The following is a 23,932-nucleotide window of genomic DNA, read 5'->3' on the forward strand; positions in this document are numbered from 1 at the left end:
TGCGACGGACACAAGAAGTGACAGTGCCTTTATGGATATACCGATCACCCACCGGCTGTCATTCAAACAGGCCCGTTTGACTGTGCTGATCGGCTTTGTATTGGGCACGCTGCTCAGCCTGTTTCAAATTGCCCTCGATTATGCCAGCGAAGACGCGTCCATCGATCGTGAAATTCGCTCCTTGCTGCAAATCAGCCACAACCCCGCCTCGCGTATTGCGTACAACCTGGACGCAGAACTGGCGCAAGAGCTGACCCTCGGCCTGCTGCACTCCCCGGCCGTGGTCGGCGCGCGGCTGACCGATAACAACAACGTTCAGCTCGCTGCCGTGTCTCGACCCTTGGCGAACAGCGCTTACCGGATGGTCAGTGATTTCCTGTTCGGCGGGAGTCGGCAGTTCGAAGACATGCTGCATCTGGACCACATGCCTGACGAGTCGATCGGCACCTTGCACCTGGACGTCGACACCTTCGCCTTCGGCAGCCATTTCCTGCAGCGGGCCGTGATTACACTGGTCAACGGCTTCGTGCGCAGCCTGGTGCTGGCCGGCCTGTTGCTGGCGCTGTTTTACTTCACCCTCACCAAACCGCTGACGGGCATGATCCGTGCACTGTCCGAACGGGATCCGCGCAGCCCCGTTCAGCCGCCAGTGCCCTGCCCGCGCGGCCATGAGCAAGACGAAATCGGCGTGCTGGTGGCGGTCACCAATCGGCAGTTCGAGAGCGTGGCCAGTGAGTTCGCGCGGCGGCGGGAGGCGGAAAACCGGCTCACCGATCATCTCAACGAGCTGGAAGACATCGTCTCCGCGCGCACCAATCAGCTCGAAGCCAGCAACGCCCGGCTCAGTCAGTCCAACGAAGAACTGCAGATCGCGCGCAGTACCGCGCTGGACATGGCCCACGCGCGCTCGGCGTTTCTGGCCCACATGAGCCATGAAATCCGCACGCCGCTCAATGGCTTGTTGGGTATGCTGGCGCTGTCCCTCGATGGCCCGCTGAGTGCAGAACAGCGCCAGCAGCTGTCCATCGCCCACGACTCGGGCAAAGTGCTGGTCGAACTGCTCAACGACATTCTCGACCTGTCGAAATTCGACGCCGGCCAGGTAGAGCTTGAGCGCATTCCGTTCGATCTCGCCGCCTTGATCGAAGACACCGCCAGCCTGCTGTCGCAAAACGCGGCGCCGAATGTCGAGCTGACCTGCCTGATCGACCCGCGCTTTCCGGCGTCCGTGCTGGGTGACCCGACCCGGGTGCGGCAGATCGTCAGCAATCTGCTCTCGAACGCGCTGAAGTTCACCCGCGCCGGCCGCGTGGACGTGCGCCTCAGTCAGCACGGCGACCACGTGCGCATCGAGGTCTGCGACACCGGCATCGGCATCGCGCAGGACGCTCAGGCGAAAATCTTCCAGCCGTTTACCCAGGCCGAAGCCGCGATCACCCGGCAGTACGGCGGAACCGGCCTGGGCCTGACCCTGACCCACAACCTGACCGATGCCATGAACGGGCAATTGAGTATCGAGTCCGCTGTCGGCGTCGGCAGCCGCTTTCGTGTGGACCTGCCGCTGCCGGCACAAACGCCCCCGCTGCAATGGCCGTTGCTGAAGGGCAAGGTACTGGTGGCCAGCGACACAGGCAGCGGTTTGCTGGAAATGCTCAGCGGACTGCTGCCGGAATGGGGCGTTACCTGTCAGCCGCTGGCAGAAGGCGCGCCACCCGACGCCGACGCAGACCTCCTTATCACCGATTGCCCGCAATGCCTGGTGGCGATCCGCGAAGCGTGCACGGTGCCGGTGTTGCTGGTGACGGCGTACGGCAATTTCATGCCCGGCGAGCAGGTTGCGATCCTGGCACCGCTGCAGCAGCAGGCGCGGCCGTTGCCGCGCAACGTCCTGCATCAAAGCCTTGAGCGCATTCTGGATGCCGACGGTCAGGCAGGTATCAGCCACGAACAGGGTGGCCCCTCACCCACCCATCGGGCGCGTATTTTGCTGGTGGAGGACAACCCGGTTAATCAACTGGTGGCGAAGGGCATGCTCGGCAAGCTCGGCTGCGATGTGGTCATCAGCAGCAATGGCGCCGAGGCGCTGCAGCAACTCGAGCAGGACCACTTCGATCTGGTGCTGATGGACTGCAACATGCCGGTGATGAACGGCTATGACGCCACCCGCCGAATCCGGGAAATCGGGCGCTGGTCGGATCTGCCGATCATCGCGCTAACGGCCAACGCGATGCCGGAAGAACGCGAACACTGCAAGGCCGCGGGCATGAGCGACTACTTGGCCAAGCCGTTTCGTCGCGAGGAATTGATGGCGTTGCTGGATCAGTGGATCCCCGTGGAACAGCCGCATTAAAGGGTGCTTCGATCAACCGGTCGCGTGTTCTTTCAACAGCGCTTCGATGTCGGCCTTGATGTCTTCCGGCTTGGTCAATGGGGCATAACGCTTGACCAGCTTGCCGTCACGGCCCACCAGAAACTTGGTGAAGTTCCACTTGATGCCTTCCGAACCCAGCAGCCCCGGCGCGCGCTTCTTGAGCTGCACGAACAGCGGGTGGGCGTGGCTGCCGTTGACGTCGATCTTCTTGAACAGTGGAAAGCTCACCCCGTAGTTCAGTTCGCAAAAGTCGGAAATCGCGCCTTCGTTGCCCGGCTCCTGCTTGCCGAACTGGTTGCACGGAAAGCCCAGCACCACCAGCCCGCGATCCTTGTAGCCCTGCCACAACTCCTCAAGGCCCTTGTATTGCGGGGTGAAACCGCACTTGCTGGCGGTGTTCACCACCAGTACCGCCTTGCCGCCGAAATCAGCCAGGGTCTTTTGCTCGCCCTTGATCGTTTGCACCGGAATGTTCAGCAGTTCGTCGCTCATGGCGATGCCTCGAAATTGTAAACCGCCAAGCTAGCGCGCCATTGTCCGGCGCGCTATCCCATTGTTGCCGGTGATAAGCCTGCATCAGGCGCTGCGCGGCACCAGGTCCAGGCACACGGAGTTGATGCAGTAGCGCAGACCGGTGGGCGGCGGACCGTCCGGGAACACGTGGCCGAGGTGGGCATCGCATTTACTGCAGACCACTTCGGTGCGGATCATGCCGTGACTGACGTCGCGCACTTCGACCACTGCGCTGCCTTCCAGCGGCGCGTAGAAGCTCGGCCAGCCGCAACCCGAATCGAACTTGGTCTTCGAATCGAACAGGGGCTCGTTGCAGCAGATGCAGTGGTAAATGCCGTCGGTCTTGGTCTCGTTGTATTTGCCGCTGAATGGACGCTCCGTGCCCTTCAGCCGGCAGACGTTGTACTGCTCCGGATCGAGCATCGCTTTCCATTCTTCAAGGGTTTTATCCAGCTTAGCCACGGGTAGACCTCCGTAAATGAAAAAGCCCGATCTGTGTCTTTTCCACGGATCGGGTGGCACGTATGATTGCGCCTTCGTTGGACGCCAGTCTGTCACCCGCGTTTCTCGCGTACAAACCCATTTTGATGGCGTCATGCTCAGCGGTCTGCGCTTCTTCATACAGCGGGCCGTCTCTTTTCGGGACCAATCACCATGCAGTTCAGCAAATCGAACAAGCTCGCCAACGTCTGCTACGACATTCGCGGGCCGGTGCTCAAGCACGCCAAGCGCCTGGAAGAGGAAGGCCATCGCATCCTCAAGCTGAACATCGGCAACCCGGCGCCGTTTGGTTTCGAGGCGCCGGACGAAATCCTGCAGGACGTGATCCGCAACCTGCCCATGGCTCAGGGATACAGCGATTCGAAAGGTCTGTTCAGCGCGCGCAAGGCGGTGATGCAGTACTACCAGCAGAAGCAGGTCGAAGGTGTCGGCATCGAAGACATCTATCTGGGCAACGGCGTCTCGGAACTGATCGTGATGTCGATGCAGGCCTTGCTCAATAACGGCGACGAAGTACTGGTGCCGGCGCCGGACTACCCGCTGTGGACCGCAGCCGTGGCATTGTCCGGCGGCAACCCGGTGCATTATCTGTGCGACGAGCAGGCCAACTGGTGGCCTGATCTGGAAGACATGAAGGCCAAGATCACGCCGAACACCAAGGCCATGGTGATCATCAACCCGAACAACCCGACCGGCGCCGTCTATTCCCGTGAAGTGTTGCTGGGGATGCTGGAGATTGCCCGTCAGCACAATCTGGTGGTCTTCTCCGACGAAATCTACGACAAGATTCTTTACGACGACGCCGTGCACATCTGCACCGCGTCTCTGGCTCCAGACTTGTTGTGCCTGACCTTCAACGGGCTGTCGAAATCCTACCGCGTGGCGGGTTTCCGTTCGGGCTGGATCGCCATTTCCGGGCCCAAGCACAACGCAGTCAGCTATATCGAAGGCATCGATATCCTGGCAAACATGCGGCTGTGTGCCAACGTGCCCAGCCAGCACGCGATCCAGACCGCCCTGGGTGGCTATCAGAGCATCAATGACCTGATCCTGCCGCCGGGCCGCTTGCTGGAACAGCGCAACCGGACCTGGGAATTGCTCAACGACATCCCGGGCGTCAGTTGCGTGAAGCCGATGGGTGCGCTGTATGCCTTCCCGCGCATTGACCCGAAAGTCTGCCCGATCCACAACGACGAGAAGTTCGCGCTGGACCTGTTGCTCTCGGAAAAACTGCTGATCGTTCAGGGCACGGCATTCAACTGGCCGTGGCCGGACCACTTCCGCGTGGTGACGCTGCCGCGGGTGGATGACCTGGAGCAGGCCATTGGCCGGATCGGCAATTTTCTGAAGACTTACAAGCAGTAACGGACCTGATGGAGCCGGCTCACGGGTGACCACCCGCAAGCCGGCTCCGGGCGATTCAAGCGCAATCGCTCTGCCCCTACCCTCTCGCCGATGACACTTATCGCCGGGGCGACAGCAAACGACACAGTTTGAAATGATCGCCCGGTTGAATACGCCCCGACATCACCTTATATACCCCCGCAGTACGTTACATATTCTTCCTGAGGAGAAACTCTTAACCATGATGCGCATTTTGCTGTTTTTGGCCACTAACCTTGCGGTCGTGCTGATTGCCAGCATCACCCTGAGCCTTTTTGGCTTCAACGGGTTCATGGCGGCCAACGGGGTTGATCTGAACCTCAATCAGCTGCTGATCTTCTGCGCTGTGTTCGGTTTTGCCGGTTCGCTGTTCTCGCTGTTCATCTCCAAGTGGATGGCGAAGATGAGCACGGGCACCGAGATCATTACCCAACCCCGCACCCGCCATGAGCAATGGCTGCTGCAGACCGTAGAACAACTGTCCCGCGATGCGGGCATCAAGATGCCGGAAGTGGGTATTTTCCCCGCCTACGAAGCCAACGCCTTTGCCACCGGCTGGAACAAGAACGACGCGCTGGTTGCGGTGAGTCAGGGCCTGCTGGAGCGTTTTTCGCCCGATGAAGTGAAGGCGGTGCTGGCTCACGAGATCGGTCACGTAGCCAATGGCGACATGGTTACGCTGGCGCTGGTCCAGGGCGTGGTCAACACCTTCGTCATGTTCTTCGCGCGGATCATCGGCAACTTCGTCGACAAGGTGATCTTCAAGAACGAAGAAGGCCGTGGCATCGCGTTCTACATCGCGACCATCTTTGCCGAAATCGTGCTGGGCTTCCTCGCCAGCGCCATCGTCATGTGGTTCTCGCGCAAGCGTGAATACCGCGCCGACGACGCCGGTGCCCGCCTGGCCGGTACGGGCGCGATGATCAGCGCTCTGCAGCGTCTGCGTTCGGAGCAGGGCGTTCCGGTGCAAATGCCTGAGAGCATGACGGCGTTCGGCATCAACGGTGGTTTGAAGCACGGCCTGGCCGGGCTGTTCATGAGCCACCCGCCGCTGGAAGAACGCATCGAGGCGCTTCGTCGCCGCGGTTGATTCCGTGATAGCTGTACGAGAAAGGGCGACGTGAAGTCGCCCTTTTCTTTTGTGCTCGTTTCTTGGCGCTGCGCTATCGGCGATACAGCCGATACGCATATTCCATCAGGGACGTCGCGCCTGCCTGCTTGAACTTCACGCCCTGCCCCAGCACGTCCAGATCCGCGACGCGCTTGACCCGCCAATCGGGGGACAACAGCTGCAGCACCTCATCCTCATCCACCGAGAACGGCGGACCGGCGATCAGCGACTGATCATAGTCCAGCGTCACCAGCAAGCCGCAGGCGTCGTTGGACAGTAAGTGATTGAGCTGTTTGACATAACGCCAGCGCAAGTCCGGTGGCAGCGCGATCAGGGCGGCTCGGTCGTAGAATGCGGTGCAGTCGCCAACGTCTTCGGGCTTGAGGGCAAAGAAGTCGCCGCACCAGATCTCGCAGCCCTCCGCACGATAAAGCTTGAGCGCGCCACGCTCCTCGATCGTCGGCTGCAAGCCGTTCTCGCTGAAGAATCCCGCCACCGCTATCTCAGACAATTCCGCGCCCACCACGTGAAAACCCTGGTTGAGCAGCCAGACCATGTCGATGCTTTTGCCGCACAACGGCACCAGCACGCGTTCCCCCGGCATGGCGGTGAGCTCTGGCCACAGGCGCAACAGGTGCGAATTCACAGACGCCTGATTGAAACCGATCTGATTGATCGCCCAGCGCTCATGCCAAAACCGCGGCTCCATAGACACTCCTGATATCCCGATCAAAACGGACGAAAACTTATATTAGATTTAGATGGATATACTGCCCGATCATGCCACTCACCTTATACGCTCAGGACACTGCAAATGCTGCCTAGCCTGTTCATTTCCCATGGCTCGCCCATGCTTGCGCTCGAACCGGGCGAAAGCGGGCCTGCACTCGCGCGTCTGGCCGCCGCCCTGCCGCGGCCCAAGGCCATCGTGATTGTCTCGGCGCACTGGGAAAGCAATGAACTGCTGGTCAACGGCAATCCCCAGCCGGAGACCTGGCATGACTTCGGCGGCTTCCCTCCTGAACTCTTCGCCGTGCAGTATCCGGCGCCCGGCATGCCGGAGCTGACTCACCGCGTGCTGGAACTGTTGGCGGAGGCGGACCTGCCGGCGCGCATGAACACCCAACGGCCGTTCGACCATGGGGTCTGGGTGCCGCTGTCGTTGATGTACCCGCAGGCGGACATCCCCATCGTGCAGGTTTCACTGCCCTCGCGCATGGGCCCTGCCCTGCAGACGAAGGTGGGGCAGGCATTGAACCGACTGCGCGAGGAGAGCGCGTTGCTGATCGGTTCGGGGAGCATCACCCATAACTTGCGAGAGCTGGACTGGCAGGCGGGGCCGGAAAGCATCACGCCGTGGGCCTTGGTGTTTCGCGACTGGATGGTGGACAAGCTGGCGGCGGACGATCTGGAAGCCCTGCACGACTATCGAAACCAGGCGCCGCACGCTGCGCGCAATCACCCGACGGATGAACACCTGCTGCCGCTGTATTTCGCGCGGGCGGCGGGCGGGGAATTCAGTATTGAGCACCAGGGGTTCACGATGGGTGCGCTGGGGATGGACATTTATCGGTTTGGTTGAGGAGCGCTGATTCAGCTCCGTAGGACTGGCTTTAGCCGGGAAGAGGCCAACCTAGGCGACATCGATTTTGCGCTACGGCATATGACGCTTTCCCGGCTAAAGCCGGTCCTACTGAGATCAAAAGCCTGTCGGCGGCGTGCCAGATACGCCCCACGCGTCTACCTGTTCAAGTTCAGACGGCAGCCCCAGCCCGGACGACGCAGACTCATGTGGGACCGGCTTTAGCCGGGAAGAGGCCAGCTCAGTCGACATCAATTATGTGGTGTGCCATCTGACGCTTTCCCGGCTAAAGCCGGTCCCACTGACATCAAAAGCCTGTCGGCACGGCAACATCCCGTAACCGCCCTACCGTTGACCACTCGTCGGACCGCCTGCATCCTGCGCCGCCTTAAATTGGCGGACATCAGGAAGGTCATGTTCAAGGACGATAAAGAAGATCCCTTTTGGGCTAACTCGATCTTCGAAGGCACTACGCTTCCCAACGGAGGCGCGTCGTGGGCAGCGTGGAATCCGCCTCCCGAACCCGTGCGGGTGCCCACTCCGATGCCAGAGCGCTGGCCGGCCCCGAAGGAGCGCACGGACAAGGTCTTCGCCAAATCCTGCACCGGGGAATGGTGCAGCACTGACGCCGGCACTGAGGTAGAGCCCGCCTCCAACTTCGGCGCGATCATGATGGCGGGCGCCATGCTGCTGCCCTCCGCCTCCAACGCCATTGCCGCCGCACTCGGCGCAGACATGGGACTGGGCCGCATGGCCGGTGGCGGCATCATGCAACGCAGCCATACCTGGCTGCTTCGCGGAGCCGGCGGCCCGGCGAGTCTGTTCATCGTCGGCATGCTCCCGGCGAAGATGGGCGACGGCACGCTCTACACCGACGACGAATTGCGCAACCTGACTCAGGCGACCACAAGGGTGCGCTTTCAGTTGCGCCGTGATGCCGAAGGCGAGTTGCAGATTTACGGCATCCATTCCAAGGCATCCGGCGACGATTCGGTCCGCACCGTGCAAGCCCGCTGGAATGCCGACAAAAGCGCGATGGAAGCCCATCTCAACGGCGTCACCATTCTCATGACGCCCCGCCGGGGTCGATACGGGACGCTGGAACCGCTGGTCTACCCTGAAAACAGCGATGTCCGTTTAGGCACCATCCTCGTCCACCCGATCCCGGACGACGCCGACAGCCAGCTCGAAGGCCTCCCCGGCGACGACATCACCGCAGAAGACTGCATCCTGGTCTTCCCCGCTGATTCGGGGCTGAGGTCGATGTATGTGGTGTATGCGCGGCCGTTTAATGGGGATCATGGGTATTATCTACCCCCAAAGGGACTTCCGGCATTTCCTGATGCCGTTAAGGCGCCTTCAAAGACAAGTGTCCAAGGCGGTGGCGGCACTCGCAAACGATGGAAAGACCGCAAAGGCAGAATTTTTGAGTGGGACGCCCAGCATGGCACAGTTGAAATGTACGACAAGCAGGGTAAGCATTTAGGCGAGTACAACCCGGATACAGGTGAGCAAACCAAGCCCTCAAACCCAGGCCGTAGAATCGAAAAGTAGGAGCATTCATGTATCCATGCATCAGTGGATTTCTGGCAGACAGCAGCGAAGATGAGTCGCTTAAATTTGAGCTGGATCTCGAGGAATCCCTCATCCAGGCAATCCTTCCCATACTTGGTCTTCAGAGCATCAATGAAATGGCAGCAGGCGAATGGCTGCTCTCAAATGAACAGGTCATAAAAATGTCGACACTTGTGGGCCAGCCACTGCCTGCTGACTTGCAACTGTTCATAGGACTTGAAGCTTGAACGGAAGATCATGGAACTAGCGAGTACACCACTAGCCTAGTCCGGAAGATATCCGTGTACCTAGAGATTAATGGTTTTCTGCCGAATAATGATCCGGACGATTCTTTGAAATACGAGCTGGCAGTGGACAGAGCGCTGACTGATCAGATTGTCAGTGTTCTCGGCCACGAAAGTCTTAATGCCATGGCAGCAGCCGAATGGCCTCTTACGGGTAAGCAAATTGCAGAGCTCTCGTTACTGCTTGGACAGCCCCTTCCCTCGCATCTGGCATTATTCATAGGCGTCGTCGCGTAGGCGTCATCACCGTGGCTCAAAGGGAGTCTTCACTCAAGCCCAGCAAATCGCCAAATCTCACACAAAAAAATCCCCGAACCAGTCGGGGATTTTTTTATTCAGACGATCAGCTCAAGAGCAGATCAGTCCTCGCGATAGCGACGCAGCTTCAGCTGCTTGCCGGCAACGCGGGTGTCTTTCAGCTTGGCCAGCAGACGCTCGAGGCCGTCTTCCGGCAGCTCGACGAGGCTGAAGCTGTCACGCACCTGGATGCGACCGATTGCTTCGCGGGCCAGACCGCCTTCGTTGAGGATGGCGCCCAGCAGGTTTTTCGCAGCGATGCCGTCACGGGCACCCAGCGCGGTACGGCAGCGAGCACGGCCTTCGGCCAATGGCACCGGAGCACGACGTTCGCGGTCGCCACGATCAGGACGGTCGCCGGCTGGACGCTCAGGACGATCACCACGTGGCGCGTTGTTCGGCACCAATGGACGTTCTTTCTCGATCGCGCTCAGGGTCAGCGCCTGACCGTTGGTGGCCTTGCGCAGCAGAGCAGCGGCCAGGGCACGCGGGGTGCAACCGATGTCGGCAGTCAGGCGGTCCAGCAATTCGCCATGGCTTGCTTCGGCATCAGCGACCAGCGGCGACAGGCTGTTGGTCAGTTTCTTGATGCGGGCATCGAGAACGGCCTGGGAGTCCGGCAGGCGGACTTCGGCGATTTTCTGACCGGTCATGCGCTCGATCACTTGCAGCATGCGACGCTCACGCGGCGTTACCAGCAACAGCGCGCGGCCTTCGCGACCGGCACGGCCAGTACGGCCGATACGGTGAACGTAGGCTTCCGGGTCGTACGGCATATCAACGTTGAACACGTGGGTGATACGCGGAACGTCCAGACCACGGGCAGCAACGTCAGTCGCAACAACGATGTCCAGACGGCCATCCTTGAGGGAGTCGATGACGCGTTCACGCTGGTTCTGGGCGATGTCGCCGTTCAGCGCAGCAGCCTTGTAGCCTTTGGCTTCAAGGGCGCTGGCCAGGTCCAGAGTGGCCTGTTTGGTACGCACGAACATGATCAGGGCGTCGAAATCTTCGACTTCCAGCAGGCTCAGTACGGCAGAGGTCTTCTGGTCAGCGTGAACCAGCAGGTGAGCCTGCTCGATCGCGGTGACGGTCTGGGTCTTGCTCTGGATCTTGACGTGTTTCGGGTCTTTCAGGTGACGCTCGGCAATCGCGCGGATCGACTGCGGCAGGGTCGCCGAGAACAGTACGGTCTGACGCGTCTCAGGCATGGCCTTGAAGATGACTTCGAGATCATCCATGAAGCCCAGCTTGAGCATTTCGTCGGCTTCGTCGAGAACCAGGTGGTTCACGGTCGCCAGGACTTTCTCGTCACGACGCAGGTGGTCGCACAGACGGCCCGGGGTAGCGACGACGATTTGAGCGCCGTTACGAATGGCTTTCAGCTGCGGGCCCATCGGCGCGCCGCCGTAGACAGCCACAACGGTCACGCCCGGCATTTGCTTGGCGTAGGTTTCGAACGCGGTGGCCACTTGCAGGGCCAGCTCACGAGTCGGCGCGAGGATCAGCGCTTGCGGCTCGCGTTTCGTCGGGTCGATCAGGCTCAGGATGGGCAGAGCGAAGGCGGCGGTTTTACCGGTACCTGTCTGCGCCTGACCGATCATGTCGTGACCAGCGAGAATAATCGGGATCGATTGCTGCTGAATGGCCGAAGGCTCTTCGTAGCCGGTAGCGATAACAGCTGCAAGAATGGTCGGGTGAAGGTTAAGAGCGGCGAAGCCGCCGGATTCCTGGGTCATGGGTCTGCCTCTGAGTGCATCCGCAAAGACCCATGCTTCAAAGCTGCGCGTGCCGTGTAAGACCCTAGAGTCACCCTGGCTGCTTTGTCGGCGGGGATTTGCGAAAACGTATTGATGAATGGATCGTCATGGGGTGGTTCGTGACCGAACCGGTTCGAGAAGATGGCTTCGCGAACCTAAACCGTGACGAGGGCCCTATGAAAGGCCGGCGCGCACTATACCGGAATTGCTGAAACAAGTGAGGATTTTTTTTGCGAAACAGCCCCTTGCGGCCAACTGTCACAGGCTTTGCGCAAAGCTGCGTCAGTGTCTACTTTTCAAGTGCCCGGTATCGGTTGCGAGCAGAGCTTAAACGATTCACCCAGACAGTGCGACACCCCACCCTCCCTTTCTCCTCATCTGCAGGACATAGCGACATGACCTCTTCGATCAAAGGCCACGTCAGCCGGGAACAGCGCGGCGCAATCATGCTCATCGGCCTGGACCGGGTCGCCAAACGCAATGCCTTCGACATGGACATGCTCAACCAGCTGAGCCTGGCCTACGGCGAGTTCGAGCGTAACGACCAGGCACGGGTCGCGGTGGTATTTGCCCATGGCGAGCATTTCACCGGCGGGCTCGATCTGGCCGAGGCCGGGCCGGCATTGAGAGAGGGCTGGACGCTGCCGCCCGGCGGTTACGATCCCTGGGGGCTGTCGATCGGTCAGCGGGTGAGCAAGCCGGTGATCGTCGCGGCCCAGGGCTGGTGCCTGACGATGGGCATCGAGCTGATGCTCGCGTCCGATATCAATCTGTGCGCGAGCAATGCCCGCTTCGCCCATCTGGAAGTGCAGCGCGGTATTTTTGCCTGCGCCGGCGCGACTCTGCGGCTGCACCAGATCGCAGGTTGGGGCAATGCCATGCGCTGGCTTTTGACGGGCGATGAATTCGACGCCCACGAAGCCTGCCGCATGGGCCTGGTGCAGGAAGTGATGGCACCCGAAGACCTTCTGCCCTCGGCGCTGCGCCTGGCCCAACACATTGCCGACCGCGCACCGTTGGGGATTCGCACCACTCTGGAGTCCGCGCGTCAGGCGCTGCTCGAAGGTGAAAACGTGGCGGCCAAGGCGTTGCCGGCGCTGGTCCGGCGGGTGCTCGACAGCGAGGACGCCAAGGAAGGCCTGCAGGCGCTGCTGGAAAAACGCCCGCCGCTGTTTAGGGGTTGCTGATCAGGTCGCGGGCCGCAGCGTCTTGATCAGCGCCAAGAGCGAATAGCCCAGGTCCGGCGCGAGGTTTTCGGCGCGCAGGGTCAGGGCGTCGATGTCCAGCGTCTGGTCCAGGTCGGCAGGGACGATGAGGATGACGTTGCCCTCCTTCACCGGCAGCTCCCAGTAATGACGGTGGTACAAACCGCGCAGCAGCGCCGCGCCCAAAGGTTTGCCATCGTCCGACGCCCACTGATTGATGATCAGCCAGCCGCCGGGGTTGAGGCGCTGTTGGCATTTCTCTAGAAACCCCCAGGCCAGATGGCCCACGGCAGGGCCGGTGTCGGTATACAGGTCAACGAAGATCAGGTCCGCGTCTTCGGCGGTCGGCAGCAGATCGAGCGCATCGCCGATGCGCACATACAACCGGGGATCGTCCTGCAGGCCCATGTATTCCATGGCCAGTCGCGGCACGTCGGGGCGCAGTTCGATGGCTTCCACGTCGTCCAGAGGCAGAAATTTCAAACACGCCTGGGTCAGCGTGCCCGCGCCCAGCCCCATGAACAGCGCGCTTTCCGGGGCCGGATGGCACAGGGCGCCAATGAACATGGCCCGGGTGTAGTCGTATTCAAGCCAGGCCGGATCGGCCGTGAACGTGCAGCTCTGCTCGATGGCGTCACCGAACTCCAGGAAGCGGTAATCGGCCACTTCAAGTACACGGATCTTGCCGAATTCGTCGTGAACTTCGGCCAACACGTGCTCTACGCGTTCCTCGGTCATTGCTGTTCTCGTGCCCATGGTCAAAGTGATTCGGGATCGCGCCCGCGGGGATCAGCATCGCCGCACTCAGCGATCGCCGTAGCCGCGCGGCGGACCTCGGGTGCAGACAGACGCAAGACGCGCCCCGGAAAAGCGCGGATTGTCGGCGAATCGCGCCCCGCAGGTCACGCAAATTCTCGGGGTGAGCTGCTAACATGCCTGTCCGATCGCACTGACTTCGAGTTCAACATGAGCCAACCCTGGAGCCCCGACAGCTGGCGGAACCTGCCTATCCAGCAGCAACCTCAATACCCTGACGCCGACCATGTTCGCCGTGTCGAGCAGACCCTCGCCAGCTATCCCCCGCTGGTGTTTGCCGGGGAAGCACGCGAGCTGCGCCGGCAGTTTGCCGAGGTGACCGAGGGCCGGGCGTTTCTGCTGCAGGGTGGCGACTGCGCCGAGAGCTTCTTCGAGTTTTCGGCCGCAAAAATCCGCGACACCTTCAAGGTCCTGCTGCAAATGGCGATCGTCATGACCTTTGCCGCCGGCTGCCCGGTGGTCAAGGTCGGGCGCATGGCCGGGCAATTCGCCAAACCGCGGTCTTCCAACGACGAGACAATAGACGGCATCACGCTGCCGGCCTATCGCGGCGACATCGTCAACGGCATCGGTTTCGACGAGAAGAGCCGCGTGCCCGACCCGGATCGTCTGCTGCAGGCGTATCACCAGTCCACCGCGACCCTCAATCTGCTGCGCGCTTTCGCCCAGGGCGGTTTCGCCGACCTGCATCAAGTGCACAAGTGGAACCTGGATTTCATCGCCAACTCGGCGCTGTCGGACAAATACAGCCAGCTCGCCGATCGCATCGACGAGACCCTGGCGTTCATGCGCGCTTGCGGCATGGACACCTCGCCGCAGCTGCGCGAAACCAGTTTCTTCACCGCCCACGAAGCGCTGCTGCTGAATTTCGAAGAAGCCTTCGTTCGCCGCGACAGCCTGACCAATGACTTCTACGATTGCTCGGCGCACATGCTGTGGATTGGCGACCGCACGCGGCAACTGGATGGCGCTCACGTGGAATTCCTGCGCGGCGTGAAGAACCCGATCGGCGTCAAGGTCGGCCCGAGCATGAACACCGATGACCTGATTCGCCTGATCGATATCCTCAACCCGGACAACGATCCGGGCCGCCTGAACCTGATTGCACGCATGGGCGCCAACAAGGTCGGCGACCATTTGCCGGGGCTGATCCGTGCCGTGGAGCGCGAAGGCAAGAAGGTGCTGTGGAGTTCGGACCCGATGCACGGCAACACGATCAAGGCCAGCAGCGGTTACAAGACCCGCGACTTCGCCCAGATCCTGGCGGAAGTGAAGCAGTTCTTTCAGGTGCATCAGGCGGAAGGGACCTACGCCGGTGGCATCCACATCGAGATGACCGGTCAGAACGTCACCGAATGCATCGGCGGCGCGCGTCCGATTACCGAAGATGGCTTGTCGGACCGCTACCACACCCACTGCGATCCACGGATGAATGCCGATCAGTCGCTGGAACTGGCGTTTTTGATTGCCGAGACGTTAAAGCAGGTGCGTCGGTAAAGGGGTTGGTGCGTCTGTAGGACTGGCTTTAGCCGGGAACGCGCCGGATGTCACACTATAGAATTGTGGGTGCTCGCGCTGGCCCCTTCCCGGCTGAAGCCGGTCCCACAACGGCGCGCTATTTCTGTAGGACTGGCTTCAGCCGGGAAAGCGTCGGATGTCACACCCTAGAATTGAGGGTGCTCGCGCTGGCCCTTTCCCGGCTGAAGCCGGTCCTAAAAAATCAGGCAGCTGCCGTCACAGATGATCAAAACCGCTGGCCACAAACGCCTCCCGCAAGCGCGCCGCACTGGCGCGCTGGCAGTTGATCAGCACATCTGGCAATTCCAGCCAGTTGGCCAGTTGCCGCAAGTGGAATGCGAGGGCGTGCATGCCTTCGTCATCCAGTCCGGGTTGCTCTTCGTGAACCCCATGAACCGCCAGACGCCCCGCTGCCCTTTCAGCCCGCAAGTCGATGCGCGCGGCGATGCGTTCGTTGTGCAGAAACGGCAGCACGTAATAGCCGTAAACCCGCTTGTGCGCCGGGGTGTAGATCTCCAGCCGGTAATGGAAATCGAACAGCCGCTCGGTGCGCGCCCGCTCCCAGATCAGTGAATCAAACGGCGACAGCAACGCGCTGGCGGCAATCTTGCGCGGCACGGTCAGACCCGGAAGGGCGTACGCCGGTTGCTTCCAGCCCTGCACCTGAACCCGCTGAACCGCGCCCTCCTCCACCAGCTCCGCCAACCCGCGCCTGGCGGGGGCCGGGTCCTGCCGGAAATAATCGCGCGCGTCCTTCTCGGTACCGACGCCCAGCGCTTTGACCGCATGCAGCAGCAAGCCACGCTGGGCATCCGCTTCCTCGATGTCAGGGTGATTGACGATTGCCGAAGGCAGAACCCGCTCGGGCAAATCGTACAGCCGCTCGAAACCGCGACGGCCGGCAACCGTGACCTCACCCGCTGCAAACAACCATTCCAGCGCATGCTTTTCGGCGCTCCAGTCCCACCAGGGTCCGGCGCGATCCTGCCGGGTGCTGATGCTGCCCGCACCCAGCGCACCCTGCTCGCGGACGGTCTGCAACACCCGGCCGATAACGGTCTGCTGCTCGCGGCCGAACTTCGCCAGTTGCTGATAAATGCCTTCGCCCTGGGATGCGCGCTGCATCCGCCAGCGCATCAGCGGGTACAGCTCGACCGGCAGCAACGACGCCTCGTGGCCCCAGTATTCAAACAGATTGCGGTGCCGACCCTGGCTCCACGCCGCCTGCTCCAGCAATGTGCGCGAATAAGGGCCGAGCCGGGAAAACAGCGGCAAGTAGTGCGATCGCACCAGCGCATTGACCGAATCGATCTGCAGCACCCCGAGTCGTTGGATCAGTTGCGTGACGTGCGCTGCCTTGATCGTCGCAGGCGGCTGGCGGCTGTTAAAACCTTGGGCGGCCAGCGCCAGACGGCGCGCGTGCTTGAGGGAAAGTGGCGGGTTGATCGGCGGTTCGGCGGGCATTGCGACCTCCATGGCGGTGCCCAACGCTAACCGATCCCCCGCTGCTCTGTCAGTGCTTCATCGGGTCATCCCAGAAAGGACGCTCCACTTCTTCGTAGACATCCGCCCGACTCAGGCCCATGTCTTTCAACGCGTCATCGCTCAGCGCAGCCAGTTCGACACGCTGGTGATGCAGCTTGCGCCAGCGAGCGACCTGCGCCACGGCCGATTTCCACCAACGTTCCGGCGCGGATTCCCGCGACAGAGGTTTTGCGACCAGTACGTAACCTTTTTGACCTTTCATCGTCTTGCCCTCCAGTGGGGATGGGCAGATTCTCTCGCCGCGCCTAAGATCAATCCAACGAATGTTTCTTATGCACTGCATCTGGGAGATTGATGCATGACCACTTACCCGAGTATCGACAGCGAGCTGCTGCGCACCTTTGTCGCGATCGCCGATGAGGGCGGTTACACCAAGGCCGGCGAGGTGGTGAATCGCACGCAGTCGGCCGTGAGCATGCAGATGAAACGGCTGGAGGAGGACGTGGTGCGCCGCCCGTTGTTTCTCAAAGACGGCCGCACCATCAGCTTCACGGCGGAAGGTCAGGTGCTGCTGGGCTACGCGCGCCGGATCCTGAAATTGCACAGCGAAGTGTTCAATACCCTGCGCGAGCCGCACATGGTCGGCACGGTGAAGATCGGGACGCCGGATGATTACGTGATGCGCTTTCTGCCGGGGATTCTGCAGCGCTTTGCCCAGGCGTATCCGCTGGTGCAGGTGGAAGTGCATTGCGAATCGTCGTCGCAGTTGCTGCAACGCCAGGACCTGGATTTAAGCATCGTTACCCGTGAGCCGGGCAAGGAAATCGGCCAGATCCTGCGCCAGGAGCGCTTCGTCTGGGCCGTCGGCGCAGGCTTTTGCCCACAGGAGCAGACGCCGATGCCACTGGCGATGTTCAACACCGACTGCTTTTGCCGGCAGTGGGCAATCAACGCGCTGCAGGCGTCCGGCCGTGAATTCCGGGTGGCCTACACCAGCGCGAGCCTGTCAGCGATCATGGCAGTGGTCAGCGCCGGCTTGGCAGTAACGGCGCAGCTGCAAAGCCTGATCACCTCGGACCTGGAAGTGCTGGGTGAACAGCACGGGCTGCCGCAATTGCCGTCGGCGAGCATTGTGCTGCTGCGCAACCCCAATAACCCATCGCCGATCACCGAATGCCTGGCCGATCACATTGCTGAAGGGTTCAGGCTGTAACAAGTACTCATTGCGTTAGATCACAGCTTGAAGCACAGCATGATCGCGCAGATCACCAGAAAGCCGCAGAACAGCGAGCGCAGCACGCGCTCCGGTAAACTGTGGGCCAGCGCGACGCCCCAACTGATGCTGGCCAGCCCGCCAATCGCCAGCGGAATGCCCATCAGCCAGTCGACATGGCCGTGAATAGCGTAGGTCGCCAGCGTGATCGTGGTGCTCGGCGCCGCCAGTGCCAGCGCCAGGCCCTGGGCCGCCACCTGGGTCGCGCCGAACAGTCCGGTCAGAATCGGCGTCGCAATCACTCCGCCGCCAACGCCGAACAGCCCGGCGGTGACACCCGAGCCGAGGCCCAGCAGCCACAACCATCGAGTGTGACGCAGCTCGGCGCTGGCGATGCCTTTGGGCCAAACCATCTGGATCAGGTTGAACAGCGTCAGTACGACGAGAAATCCGACGAAGCCCAGGCGCATGCTTTGCGGATCAACGCGCACGGCCCACAGCGAGGTCAGCCAGGACATCGTGAAACTGGGCACGATGAGCATCAGCGCATGACGCACCGACACCCGATTGCGTTGGTTGTAACGCCACAGCGCCAGCAGCACATTGGGCAGCACCATCAACAACGCCGTGCCCTGGGCCAATTGCTGATCGAGCCCGAACAACACGCCCAACGCCGGAATGGCCACCAGCCCGCCGCCGATGCCGAACAGTCCGCCCAGCGTGCCCATGGCGGCGCCCAGCAGCAGGTACATCAATACATCGACAATCACGGGCGATCCTCTGAACCGATTTCAGCGCGCATGCTACGCAGTCAGCGCCGCCGAGGAAATCCGCTTTGGCGATATCCAGCATGTCCAACCGACGCACAAACAGCGGCGTTGACCTCCGATCGATAGAGAGCCACGCGCGGGGCGATTACCGAAATTATCTGGTGCATTAAACATCAGGGCACTAAATTACCGAGCATTACTGACTGAGCGAGGGACACCCATGAACGCCAACGAGCCCACCCACACGGCCGGCGCTGGCAGTTGCGACGAACTGCTGCTGGATAACCAGCTGTGTTTCGCCCTGTACTCGACGTCGCTAATGATGACCAAGGTCTACAAGCCGTTGCTGCAGGAGCTGAACCTGACTTACCCGCAATACCTGGCGATGCTGGTGTTGTGGGAGCGCGACGGCCTGACCGTCGGAGAAGTCAGCACCCGCCTGCTGACTGACCCTGGCTCACTGACGCCGCTGCTCAAACGGCTGGAAGTCGAAGGCCTGATCCGCCGGACCCGCAGCAAGGAAGATGAGCGCGTTGTGCTGCTGACCCTGACCGAGCAAGGCAAGGCGCTGCACCGAAAAGCCCAAAGCGTTCCGCAATGCATTCTGGCCGCCAGCGGCATCAATCTTGAGCAGCTCAAGGCCCTGCAGAAAGACCTGCTCGCACTGCGTGGAAATCTGCACGAAAGCATCTGATCAACCGCGTAATCGGCACCTCTGAAAAAATCTCAAAAATTTATCTTGCGCGCTAAACATTAGGGCAGTACATTCTCTCCCACTTGCTTAGCGCACAAACATTTAGCGCCAAGCTTAAGCTTGAATCCCTAACCATCAGCACGTGAGGAATTACCATGCAAGCTCTCTACACTGCAGTCGCAACCGCAACCGGTGGCCGTGATGGCCGCGCTGTTTCCGACAACAAAATCCTCGACGTTAAACTGGCCACCCCGAAAGAACTGGGCGGCGCAGGCGGCGAAGCCACCAACCCTGAGCAGCTGTTCGCTGCCGGTTACTCGGCCTGCTTCATCGGCGCACTAAAATTCGTCGCCGGTCAGAGCAAGAAAACCATCCCGGCTGACGCCTCGATCACTGCCCACGTCGGCATCGGCCAGATCCCCGGCGGTTTCGGTCTGGACATCGACCTGCACATCAGCCTGCCGGGCCTTGAACAAGCCGAAGCCCAGGCGCTGGTCGATGCAGCCCACCAGGTCTGCCCTTACTCCAACGCCACCCGCGGCAACGTCGACGTTCGTCTGCACGTGACTGTGTAAAAACTGGCGTAAGACCTACGCCCCACACCTCGTCTGACCGGGAGAAGAACATGAACACGTTTGGCAAGATTCTGGCTGGCTCGCTCCTCGCACTGTCCGTCGGCAACGCTTTCGCGGCGACCGATACGGGCGTCGAGCACAACACGCAGGCGTTTCTGGACGCACTGAATTCGGGAAGCGGCAAGCCGATCGAACAGCTTTCGCCCAAAGATGCCCGCGCCGTACTGACCGGTGCCCAGGCCGGGGTCAAGCTGACCCTGCCCAAGGCCGATGTCAGCCAGAAGACCATTTCGGTGGACGGCCAGAACATTAGCCTGACGATCGTTCGTCCGGCTGGCGTCAAAGGCACCTTGCCGGTGTTCATGTACTTCCACGGCGGCGGCTGGGTGCTCGGCGATTATCCGACCCACGAACGTCTGGTGCGGGATCTGGTAGAGGGTTCGGGCGCAGTGGCGGTGTTCGTCAACTACACGCCTTCGCCTGAAGCCCACTACCCGACGGCGATCAACCAGGCCTATGCGGCGACCAAATGGGTCGCCGAGCATGGCAAGGAAATCAACGTGGACGGCAAGCGTCTGGCGGTGGCGGGCAACAGCGTCGGCGGCAACATGGCGGCGGTCGTCAGCCTGATGGCCAAAGACAAAGGCACCCCGGCCATCCGTTACCAGGTGCTGTTGTGGCCGGTGACCGATGCCAACTTCGATACGGGTTCTTACGATCAGTTTGCCGAGGGTCACTTCCTCACCCGCAACATGATGAAGTGGTTCTGGGACAACTACACCACCGACCCGAAGCAGCGCGCCGAGATCTATGCCTCACCGCTGCGGGCCACGACCGATCAGTTGAAAGGTCTGCCGCCTGCCCTGGTGCAAACGGCGGGTGCTGACGTGCTGCGCGACGAAGGTGAAGCCTACGCTCGCAAGCTGGACCAGGCCGGTGTGCCGGTAACAGCGGTTCGCTACAACGGCATGATTCACGATTACGGGCTGTTGAACGTGGTCAGCCAGGTGCCGGAAGTGCGCTCGGCGCTGCTGCAGGCTTCGCAAGAACTGAAGGTTCATCTGAAGTAAACGCAGTATAAAAACGGGTCGATCAGCAATGGTCGACCCGTTTGCATTGCTGGATTCCGTCGTTCATATCCCGCACTGTCGCGCAGCATTCGCAGTCCCTGTGGGAGTGAGCTTGCTCACGAAGACGTATTTCCAGCCGCTGAAGACTTGGCGGATGTACCGGCCTATTCGCGAGCAAGCTCGCTCCCCCAGTTCTTTGTCGACAGCTGCATCTGCGGCGGCGTCACCTGCTCCTACAAGGTCAGCGTGTTTCGCAGCTCGCTTTTACATCACCCACAAAAAAGCCCGACTCGATGGTCGGGCTTTTTCGTTTCCGGCATCACATCACCGGCATTACAAACGCAGTGCTTATTTGGCACGGCCTTTGTAGGAACCGCCTTCACGGGTGTCGATTTCGATCTTGTCACCGATTTCGATGAAGTCAGCTACCTGCAGCTCGGTGCCGTTGGCCAGTTTGGCCGGCTTCATGACCTTGCCCGACGTGTCGCCACGAGCAGAACCTTCGGTGTAGTCGACGGTGCGCACGATGGTGGTCGGCAGCTCTACGGAAACCAGACGGTCTTCGAAGAAGATCGCTTCGCAAACGTCGGTCATGCCTTCTTCAACGAATGGCAGAACGGCTTCGATGTCTTCAGCGTTCAGCTCGTACATGGTGTAGTCGGTGGTGTCCATGAACGTGTAAGTGTCGCCGCTGATGAAAGACAGCGTGGCTTCTTTACGGTCCAGGATCACGTCTTCCAGCTTGTCATCGGCGCTGTAGACGATTTCGGTCTTGTAGCCGGTCAGCAGGTTCTTCAGCTTGGTCTTCATGATCGCGCTGTTACGGCCCGACTTGGTGAATTCAGCTTTCTGAACCAGCCAAGGATCGTTTTCCAGCTTGATCACGGTACCGGGTTTAAGCTCTTTACCAGTTTTCATTACGAGTATCCGAATTTGGATGAAAGATCTTTCTAAGCCCTGTACGAAAAGCCACTTTTCGTACAGGGCTTAATACAAGGCCGCGTATCATATCCAACTTTGGTAAAACCTTACCAGCGCAGTCGTCAGATCGTCCTGCAAGGCCTGTTCCAGACACCAGCGCTCGGCATGGGCGGCCAGTTCGTCGGCGTGTTGTTCCAGCGCATCCCAGCCCTGAGTCATGTCTGTTCCGCCATTCCAGCTGCGCCAGACGTCGGTCAGCGCCTGCTGCGCCTCCTCCGACAATCCCGCCAGATACAACTCCAGAAACGCATCGAGTTTGGCCCAGTGGGCGTCGTCGTCCTGCTCATAGATGTGCCAGATCAGCGGCCGCCCCGCCCATTGCGCGCGGACGAATGAGTCTTCGCCGCGCACCACATTGAATTCGCAGCACCACAACAGCCGGTCATAGTCTTCCTGGCGCACGAACGGCAGCACCTGAATCGTCAGGCCATCGCGCACCTGCACGGCGCCCGCCTTCAATTCTTCCACGCCCAACCAACGCTGAACGTCGCCCAGAATACGGCCTTCGGGCACCAGCAGATGGGTCGTCCGATCAGCCCGGGCCAGGCAATCCAGCCAACTGCCGAGGCCGGCGTGTTCGTAGGCAAACAGCGACATCAGCCGCGCGTCGGCGTGGGGCGCGATGTTCAGGCGCTGGAGAAAGGACTGCCGCACGGCAGGATCCGCCTGAAACGCCCGACGCTTGTCGATCAGGCCCGCCTCACGCAGCAACCCGCCGGTCTTGTCGGTGAAGCCGGGGAAGAAGAAATATTTGCGCAGGCCCGAGGACTGGATCGACGGCAGGCCGTGGCAACCGGAGACCCAGTCCTCGGCGCTGAGGTATTCGAGGTTGAACCACAGCGGCCGCTTCTCCCGCCCGAGCATGGCCTCGATGTAGTCCGGCGGCAGACGACAGGCGAAGGCTTCGACCACGACGTCCGGCAGCTCGGCCGGTTGCCAGGTCTTGGGCCATTCCTTCGGCCAGTGACAGACGGTCACGCCATCGCGTACTTGCTCTTGCGCCAGCGGATCGGCGCCCGGGCACAGCCGCGCGAAGGCGTTCAGGTCATCGATCCAGAGCCGAACCTTCAGGTCGTGTTCGGCGACCAGTTGTCGGGCCAGGCGAAAGGTCACGCCGACGTCGCCGAAATTATCGACAACGCTACAGAAAATATCCCAAGAAGCTTTCATCCGGGCTCCCTGAGGATGTTCAAAAAAACCGATTGTCCCTCATTGCGGCGCAGAATCACCAGCCCCGGTCGTGCGACAATCGCTGCCACCGCTGGCCACATGCATACAAGTCTGGAGTCTGTCATGTACGTCAACCACCGCGAACTGTCCGTCACGCTGCGCCCGCTCAAGCTGATCCTGTCGATTGCCGCCGGTATCTGGCTGGGCTTTCTCGCCGTCCTGCTGAGCCTGTGGCTGATCTACAAAATGCTCCCCGCCGAGCAGACCCAGGCGCTGAGCAATGCGGCCGCGCAGATCACCGCCCCGCCTGCGGCCAAGCCTAAGCCGGAAAGTGATAACCCGATGTTCGATCAGTACCGGCAGATTCTGCGCGACAGCGAAGCGCGACAGACCCAAGAGGCCGAACAGGCGGAGCGGCAACGCAGCTTCAACGGGCCCAAGTGCCAGTTCTGGATGCAGCAGAACCAGACCGCCCCCAGCGAGAAAAGCCGTGCGAGCGTCTATCAGTTCTGCGGTTGAATCCCCTCTGTCGAGCCATCCCATGTCCGTGAATACGCCATGCCCGCCATGCCCGTGAACAAGCAAACCGTCCTGCAGTGCATCGTCGAGAAGCTCCAGGTCGATCTCGATGTGGCGGTGCGGGCCGCACAAACCGCCTACGAAACCGCGACTCACGAAGAGAACATCGCCGAGAACAAGTACGACACCCTTGGGCTGGAGGCGTCGTATCTGGCGGCGGGTCAGGCGCGGCGCGTGGAAGAAATCCGCCAGTCGCTGAACCTGTGTCGCAACCTGGTGCTCAAGCCCTTCGATGAACAGCGCGGCATCCAGACCGGCGATCTTATTGCCCTCCTGGCGGACAACGGCGCGGAACAGCGGTTGTTTCTGGCGCCTGACGCGGCGGGGCTAAAAATCACGGTCGACGAGCAGGTGATAACGGTGATCACGGCACGCTCGCCGCTGGGTCAGAGCCTGCTTGGCAAGCTCGATGGCGATGAGGTGGAGGTGGTGGTCAACGGCAGCCGTCAATCGTTCGAGATCACGCAAATCCTGTGACC

Annotated in this window: 25 protein-coding genes; 15 read left to right on the forward strand and 10 right to left on the reverse strand. The window is 60.9% G+C overall.

All coding sequences use genetic code 11. The annotated features are described in order from the left end of the window. Nucleotides 1–31: 31 nt before the first annotated feature. Nucleotides 32–2,350 carry a hybrid sensor histidine kinase/response regulator gene (locus tag ACYASU_RS11030; RefSeq protein WP_463582813.1) on the forward strand — a complete coding sequence of 773 codons (2,319 nt, stop codon included), beginning with the start codon at nucleotides 32–34 and terminating at the stop codon, nucleotides 2,348–2,350. 12 nt (nucleotides 2,351–2,362) lie between these two features. Here ACYASU_RS11030 and ACYASU_RS11035 read toward each other — a convergent pair whose 3' ends face one another. Together ACYASU_RS11035 and msrB are read right to left on the reverse strand one after the other, a co-directional pair. Next, nucleotides 2,363–2,863 carry a glutathione peroxidase gene (locus tag ACYASU_RS11035; protein WP_423572781.1) on the reverse strand — a complete coding sequence of 167 codons (501 nt, stop codon included), beginning with the start codon at nucleotides 2,861–2,863 and terminating at the stop codon, nucleotides 2,363–2,365. Nucleotides 2,864–2,947: 84 nt separating this feature from the next. Continuing rightward, a complete protein-coding gene (gene msrB, locus ACYASU_RS11040; protein WP_192172770.1) occupies nucleotides 2,948–3,346 on the reverse strand; it encodes a peptide-methionine (R)-S-oxide reductase MsrB in 399 nt (132 codons plus the stop codon). Nucleotides 3,347–3,538: 192 nt separating this feature from the next. On the opposite strand from msrB, the gene ACYASU_RS11045 reads away from it, so the two are divergent. Both ACYASU_RS11045 and htpX read left to right on the forward strand, forming a co-directional pair. Then, nucleotides 3,539–4,750, forward strand: coding sequence for a pyridoxal phosphate-dependent aminotransferase (locus tag ACYASU_RS11045; protein ID WP_065993069.1), 1,212 nt, complete (start codon nucleotides 3,539–3,541; stop codon nucleotides 4,748–4,750). A 220-nt stretch (nucleotides 4,751–4,970) separates the two neighbouring features. Continuing rightward, nucleotides 4,971–5,858 (forward strand): protease HtpX, encoded by an 888-nt coding sequence (gene htpX, locus ACYASU_RS11050; protein WP_037011815.1) that lies wholly within the window; start codon nucleotides 4,971–4,973, stop codon nucleotides 5,856–5,858. A 73-nt stretch (nucleotides 5,859–5,931) separates the two neighbouring features. On the opposite strand, the gene ACYASU_RS11055 is transcribed toward htpX, so the two are convergent. After that, nucleotides 5,932–6,588: a thiopurine S-methyltransferase gene (locus ACYASU_RS11055; protein WP_463582814.1), complete on the reverse strand. Its 657-nt coding sequence runs from the start codon at nucleotides 6,586–6,588 to the stop codon at nucleotides 5,932–5,934. A 105-nt stretch (nucleotides 6,589–6,693) separates the two neighbouring features. Between ACYASU_RS11055 and ACYASU_RS11060 the strand changes: the two genes are divergently transcribed. From ACYASU_RS11060 to ACYASU_RS11075, 4 genes are all read left to right on the forward strand, one after another. Next, a complete protein-coding gene (locus tag ACYASU_RS11060; RefSeq protein ID WP_463582815.1) occupies nucleotides 6,694–7,461 on the forward strand; it encodes a DODA-type extradiol aromatic ring-opening family dioxygenase in 768 nt (255 codons plus the stop codon). A gap of 414 nt (nucleotides 7,462–7,875) precedes the next feature. Next, the gene (locus tag ACYASU_RS11065) at nucleotides 7,876–9,015 is read left to right on the forward strand and encodes a colicin E3/pyocin S6 family cytotoxin (RefSeq protein ID WP_463582816.1); all 1,140 of its coding nucleotides are present in this window, start codon (nucleotides 7,876–7,878) and stop codon (nucleotides 9,013–9,015) included. A gap of 8 nt (nucleotides 9,016–9,023) precedes the next feature. Continuing rightward, the gene (locus ACYASU_RS11070) at nucleotides 9,024–9,263 is read left to right on the forward strand and encodes a pyocin S6 family toxin immunity protein (protein WP_463582817.1); all 240 of its coding nucleotides are present in this window, start codon (nucleotides 9,024–9,026) and stop codon (nucleotides 9,261–9,263) included. A gap of 54 nt (nucleotides 9,264–9,317) precedes the next feature. Further along, a complete protein-coding gene (locus ACYASU_RS11075; protein WP_463582818.1) occupies nucleotides 9,318–9,557 on the forward strand; it encodes a pyocin S6 family toxin immunity protein in 240 nt (79 codons plus the stop codon). 122 nt (nucleotides 9,558–9,679) lie between these two features. Here the strand turns inward: ACYASU_RS11075 and ACYASU_RS11080 are convergent, their stop codons facing one another. Continuing rightward, entirely contained in the window at nucleotides 9,680–11,356 is a 1,677-nt protein-coding gene (locus tag ACYASU_RS11080; protein WP_192172776.1) for a DEAD/DEAH box helicase, read from the reverse strand. A 416-nt stretch (nucleotides 11,357–11,772) separates the two neighbouring features. Between ACYASU_RS11080 and ACYASU_RS11085 the strand changes: the two genes are divergently transcribed. Then, nucleotides 11,773–12,564 carry a crotonase/enoyl-CoA hydratase family protein gene (locus ACYASU_RS11085; protein WP_463582819.1) on the forward strand — a complete coding sequence of 264 codons (792 nt, stop codon included), beginning with the start codon at nucleotides 11,773–11,775 and terminating at the stop codon, nucleotides 12,562–12,564. Here ACYASU_RS11085 and ACYASU_RS11090 read toward each other — a convergent pair whose 3' ends face one another. Further along, the gene (locus ACYASU_RS11090) at nucleotides 12,565–13,320 is read right to left on the reverse strand and encodes a spermidine synthase (RefSeq protein ID WP_463582820.1); all 756 of its coding nucleotides are present in this window, start codon (nucleotides 13,318–13,320) and stop codon (nucleotides 12,565–12,567) included. Nucleotides 13,321–13,548: 228 nt separating this feature from the next. On the opposite strand from ACYASU_RS11090, the gene ACYASU_RS11095 reads away from it, so the two are divergent. After that, entirely contained in the window at nucleotides 13,549–14,895 is a 1,347-nt protein-coding gene (locus ACYASU_RS11095) for a class II 3-deoxy-7-phosphoheptulonate synthase (protein ID WP_282367418.1), read from the forward strand. A 237-nt stretch (nucleotides 14,896–15,132) separates the two neighbouring features. Here the strand turns inward: ACYASU_RS11095 and ACYASU_RS11100 are convergent, their stop codons facing one another. Continuing rightward, nucleotides 15,133–16,380 carry a winged helix-turn-helix domain-containing protein gene (locus ACYASU_RS11100; RefSeq protein WP_463582821.1) on the reverse strand — a complete coding sequence of 416 codons (1,248 nt, stop codon included), beginning with the start codon at nucleotides 16,378–16,380 and terminating at the stop codon, nucleotides 15,133–15,135. 49 nt (nucleotides 16,381–16,429) lie between these two features. Then, nucleotides 16,430–16,663, reverse strand: coding sequence for a DUF1127 domain-containing protein (locus ACYASU_RS11105; protein ID WP_346630574.1), 234 nt, complete (start codon nucleotides 16,661–16,663; stop codon nucleotides 16,430–16,432). 96 nt (nucleotides 16,664–16,759) lie between these two features. On the opposite strand from ACYASU_RS11105, the gene ACYASU_RS11110 reads away from it, so the two are divergent. Then, nucleotides 16,760–17,614, forward strand: a complete 855-nt coding sequence (locus ACYASU_RS11110; RefSeq protein WP_065993052.1) for a LysR substrate-binding domain-containing protein — start codon at nucleotides 16,760–16,762, stop codon at nucleotides 17,612–17,614. Nucleotides 17,615–17,634: 20 nt separating this feature from the next. Here the strand turns inward: ACYASU_RS11110 and ACYASU_RS11115 are convergent, their stop codons facing one another. Further along, nucleotides 17,635–18,366: a sulfite exporter TauE/SafE family protein gene (locus ACYASU_RS11115; protein ID WP_463582918.1), complete on the reverse strand. Its 732-nt coding sequence runs from the start codon at nucleotides 18,364–18,366 to the stop codon at nucleotides 17,635–17,637. A gap of 238 nt (nucleotides 18,367–18,604) precedes the next feature. Here ACYASU_RS11115 and ACYASU_RS11120 point away from each other — a divergent pair, with 238 nt between their 5' ends. The 3 genes from ACYASU_RS11120 (at nucleotide 18,605) to ACYASU_RS11130 (ending at nucleotide 20,723) form a co-directional block, all read left to right on the forward strand. After that, nucleotides 18,605–19,078 carry a MarR family winged helix-turn-helix transcriptional regulator gene (locus tag ACYASU_RS11120; protein ID WP_463582822.1) on the forward strand — a complete coding sequence of 158 codons (474 nt, stop codon included), beginning with the start codon at nucleotides 18,605–18,607 and terminating at the stop codon, nucleotides 19,076–19,078. A gap of 155 nt (nucleotides 19,079–19,233) precedes the next feature. Beyond that, nucleotides 19,234–19,653 carry an organic hydroperoxide resistance protein gene (locus tag ACYASU_RS11125; RefSeq protein ID WP_065993050.1) on the forward strand — a complete coding sequence of 140 codons (420 nt, stop codon included), beginning with the start codon at nucleotides 19,234–19,236 and terminating at the stop codon, nucleotides 19,651–19,653. A 50-nt stretch (nucleotides 19,654–19,703) separates the two neighbouring features. Continuing rightward, nucleotides 19,704–20,723 (forward strand): alpha/beta hydrolase, encoded by a 1,020-nt coding sequence (locus ACYASU_RS11130; RefSeq protein WP_346630576.1) that lies wholly within the window; start codon nucleotides 19,704–19,706, stop codon nucleotides 20,721–20,723. A gap of 348 nt (nucleotides 20,724–21,071) precedes the next feature. Here ACYASU_RS11130 and ACYASU_RS11135 read toward each other — a convergent pair whose 3' ends face one another. Together ACYASU_RS11135 and earP are read right to left on the reverse strand one after the other, a co-directional pair. Further along, nucleotides 21,072–21,641: an elongation factor P gene (locus ACYASU_RS11135; RefSeq protein ID WP_037011849.1), complete on the reverse strand. Its 570-nt coding sequence runs from the start codon at nucleotides 21,639–21,641 to the stop codon at nucleotides 21,072–21,074. An 87-nt stretch (nucleotides 21,642–21,728) separates the two neighbouring features. After that, complete coding sequence (gene earP / locus ACYASU_RS11140; RefSeq protein WP_463582823.1) at nucleotides 21,729–22,874, reverse strand: elongation factor P maturation arginine rhamnosyltransferase EarP; 1,146 nt, start codon at nucleotides 22,872–22,874, stop codon at nucleotides 21,729–21,731. A 123-nt stretch (nucleotides 22,875–22,997) separates the two neighbouring features. Between earP and ACYASU_RS11145 the strand changes: the two genes are divergently transcribed. Continuing rightward, nucleotides 22,998–23,393 carry a hypothetical protein gene (locus tag ACYASU_RS11145; RefSeq protein ID WP_192172786.1) on the forward strand — a complete coding sequence of 132 codons (396 nt, stop codon included), beginning with the start codon at nucleotides 22,998–23,000 and terminating at the stop codon, nucleotides 23,391–23,393. A gap of 54 nt (nucleotides 23,394–23,447) precedes the next feature. Next, nucleotides 23,448–23,930 carry a GreA/GreB family elongation factor gene (locus ACYASU_RS11150; protein WP_463582919.1) on the forward strand — a complete coding sequence of 161 codons (483 nt, stop codon included), beginning with the start codon at nucleotides 23,448–23,450 and terminating at the stop codon, nucleotides 23,928–23,930. Nucleotides 23,931–23,932: the final 2 nt, after the last annotated feature.

Source organism: Pseudomonas sp. HP_12 (assembly GCF_055283955.1).

Coding starts and splice junctions, on each gene's coding strand:
- ACYASU_RS11030 (WP_463582813.1), top strand. CDS start 32: ATGGATATACCGATCACCCACCGGCTGTCATTCAAACAGGCCCGTTTG.
- ACYASU_RS11035 (WP_423572781.1), bottom strand. CDS start 2,863: ATGAGCGACGAACTGCTGAACATTCCGGTGCAAACGATCAAGGGCGAG.
- ACYASU_RS11045 (WP_065993069.1), top strand. CDS start 3,539: ATGCAGTTCAGCAAATCGAACAAGCTCGCCAACGTCTGCTACGACATT.
- htpX (WP_037011815.1), top strand. CDS start 4,971: ATGATGCGCATTTTGCTGTTTTTGGCCACTAACCTTGCGGTCGTGCTG.
- ACYASU_RS11055 (WP_463582814.1), bottom strand. CDS start 6,588: ATGGAGCCGCGGTTTTGGCATGAGCGCTGGGCGATCAATCAGATCGGT.
- ACYASU_RS11060 (WP_463582815.1), top strand. CDS start 6,694: ATGCTGCCTAGCCTGTTCATTTCCCATGGCTCGCCCATGCTTGCGCTC.
- ACYASU_RS11065 (WP_463582816.1), top strand. CDS start 7,876: ATGTTCAAGGACGATAAAGAAGATCCCTTTTGGGCTAACTCGATCTTC.
- ACYASU_RS11070 (WP_463582817.1), top strand. CDS start 9,024: ATGTATCCATGCATCAGTGGATTTCTGGCAGACAGCAGCGAAGATGAG.
- ACYASU_RS11080 (WP_192172776.1), bottom strand. CDS start 11,356: ATGACCCAGGAATCCGGCGGCTTCGCCGCTCTTAACCTTCACCCGACC.
- ACYASU_RS11085 (WP_463582819.1), top strand. CDS start 11,773: ATGACCTCTTCGATCAAAGGCCACGTCAGCCGGGAACAGCGCGGCGCA.
- ACYASU_RS11090 (WP_463582820.1), bottom strand. CDS start 13,320: ATGACCGAGGAACGCGTAGAGCACGTGTTGGCCGAAGTTCACGACGAA.
- ACYASU_RS11095 (WP_282367418.1), top strand. CDS start 13,549: ATGAGCCAACCCTGGAGCCCCGACAGCTGGCGGAACCTGCCTATCCAG.
- ACYASU_RS11100 (WP_463582821.1), bottom strand. CDS start 16,380: ATGCCCGCCGAACCGCCGATCAACCCGCCACTTTCCCTCAAGCACGCG.
- ACYASU_RS11105 (WP_346630574.1), bottom strand. CDS start 16,663: ATGAAAGGTCAAAAAGGTTACGTACTGGTCGCAAAACCTCTGTCGCGG.
- ACYASU_RS11110 (WP_065993052.1), top strand. CDS start 16,760: ATGACCACTTACCCGAGTATCGACAGCGAGCTGCTGCGCACCTTTGTC.
- ACYASU_RS11115 (WP_463582918.1), bottom strand. CDS start 18,366: ATGTACCTGCTGCTGGGCGCCGCCATGGGCACGCTGGGCGGACTGTTC.
- ACYASU_RS11120 (WP_463582822.1), top strand. CDS start 18,605: ATGAACGCCAACGAGCCCACCCACACGGCCGGCGCTGGCAGTTGCGAC.
- ACYASU_RS11125 (WP_065993050.1), top strand. CDS start 19,234: ATGCAAGCTCTCTACACTGCAGTCGCAACCGCAACCGGTGGCCGTGAT.
- ACYASU_RS11130 (WP_346630576.1), top strand. CDS start 19,704: ATGAACACGTTTGGCAAGATTCTGGCTGGCTCGCTCCTCGCACTGTCC.
- ACYASU_RS11135 (WP_037011849.1), bottom strand. CDS start 21,641: ATGAAAACTGGTAAAGAGCTTAAACCCGGTACCGTGATCAAGCTGGAA.
- earP (WP_463582823.1), bottom strand. CDS start 22,874: ATGAAAGCTTCTTGGGATATTTTCTGTAGCGTTGTCGATAATTTCGGC.
- ACYASU_RS11145 (WP_192172786.1), top strand. CDS start 22,998: ATGTACGTCAACCACCGCGAACTGTCCGTCACGCTGCGCCCGCTCAAG.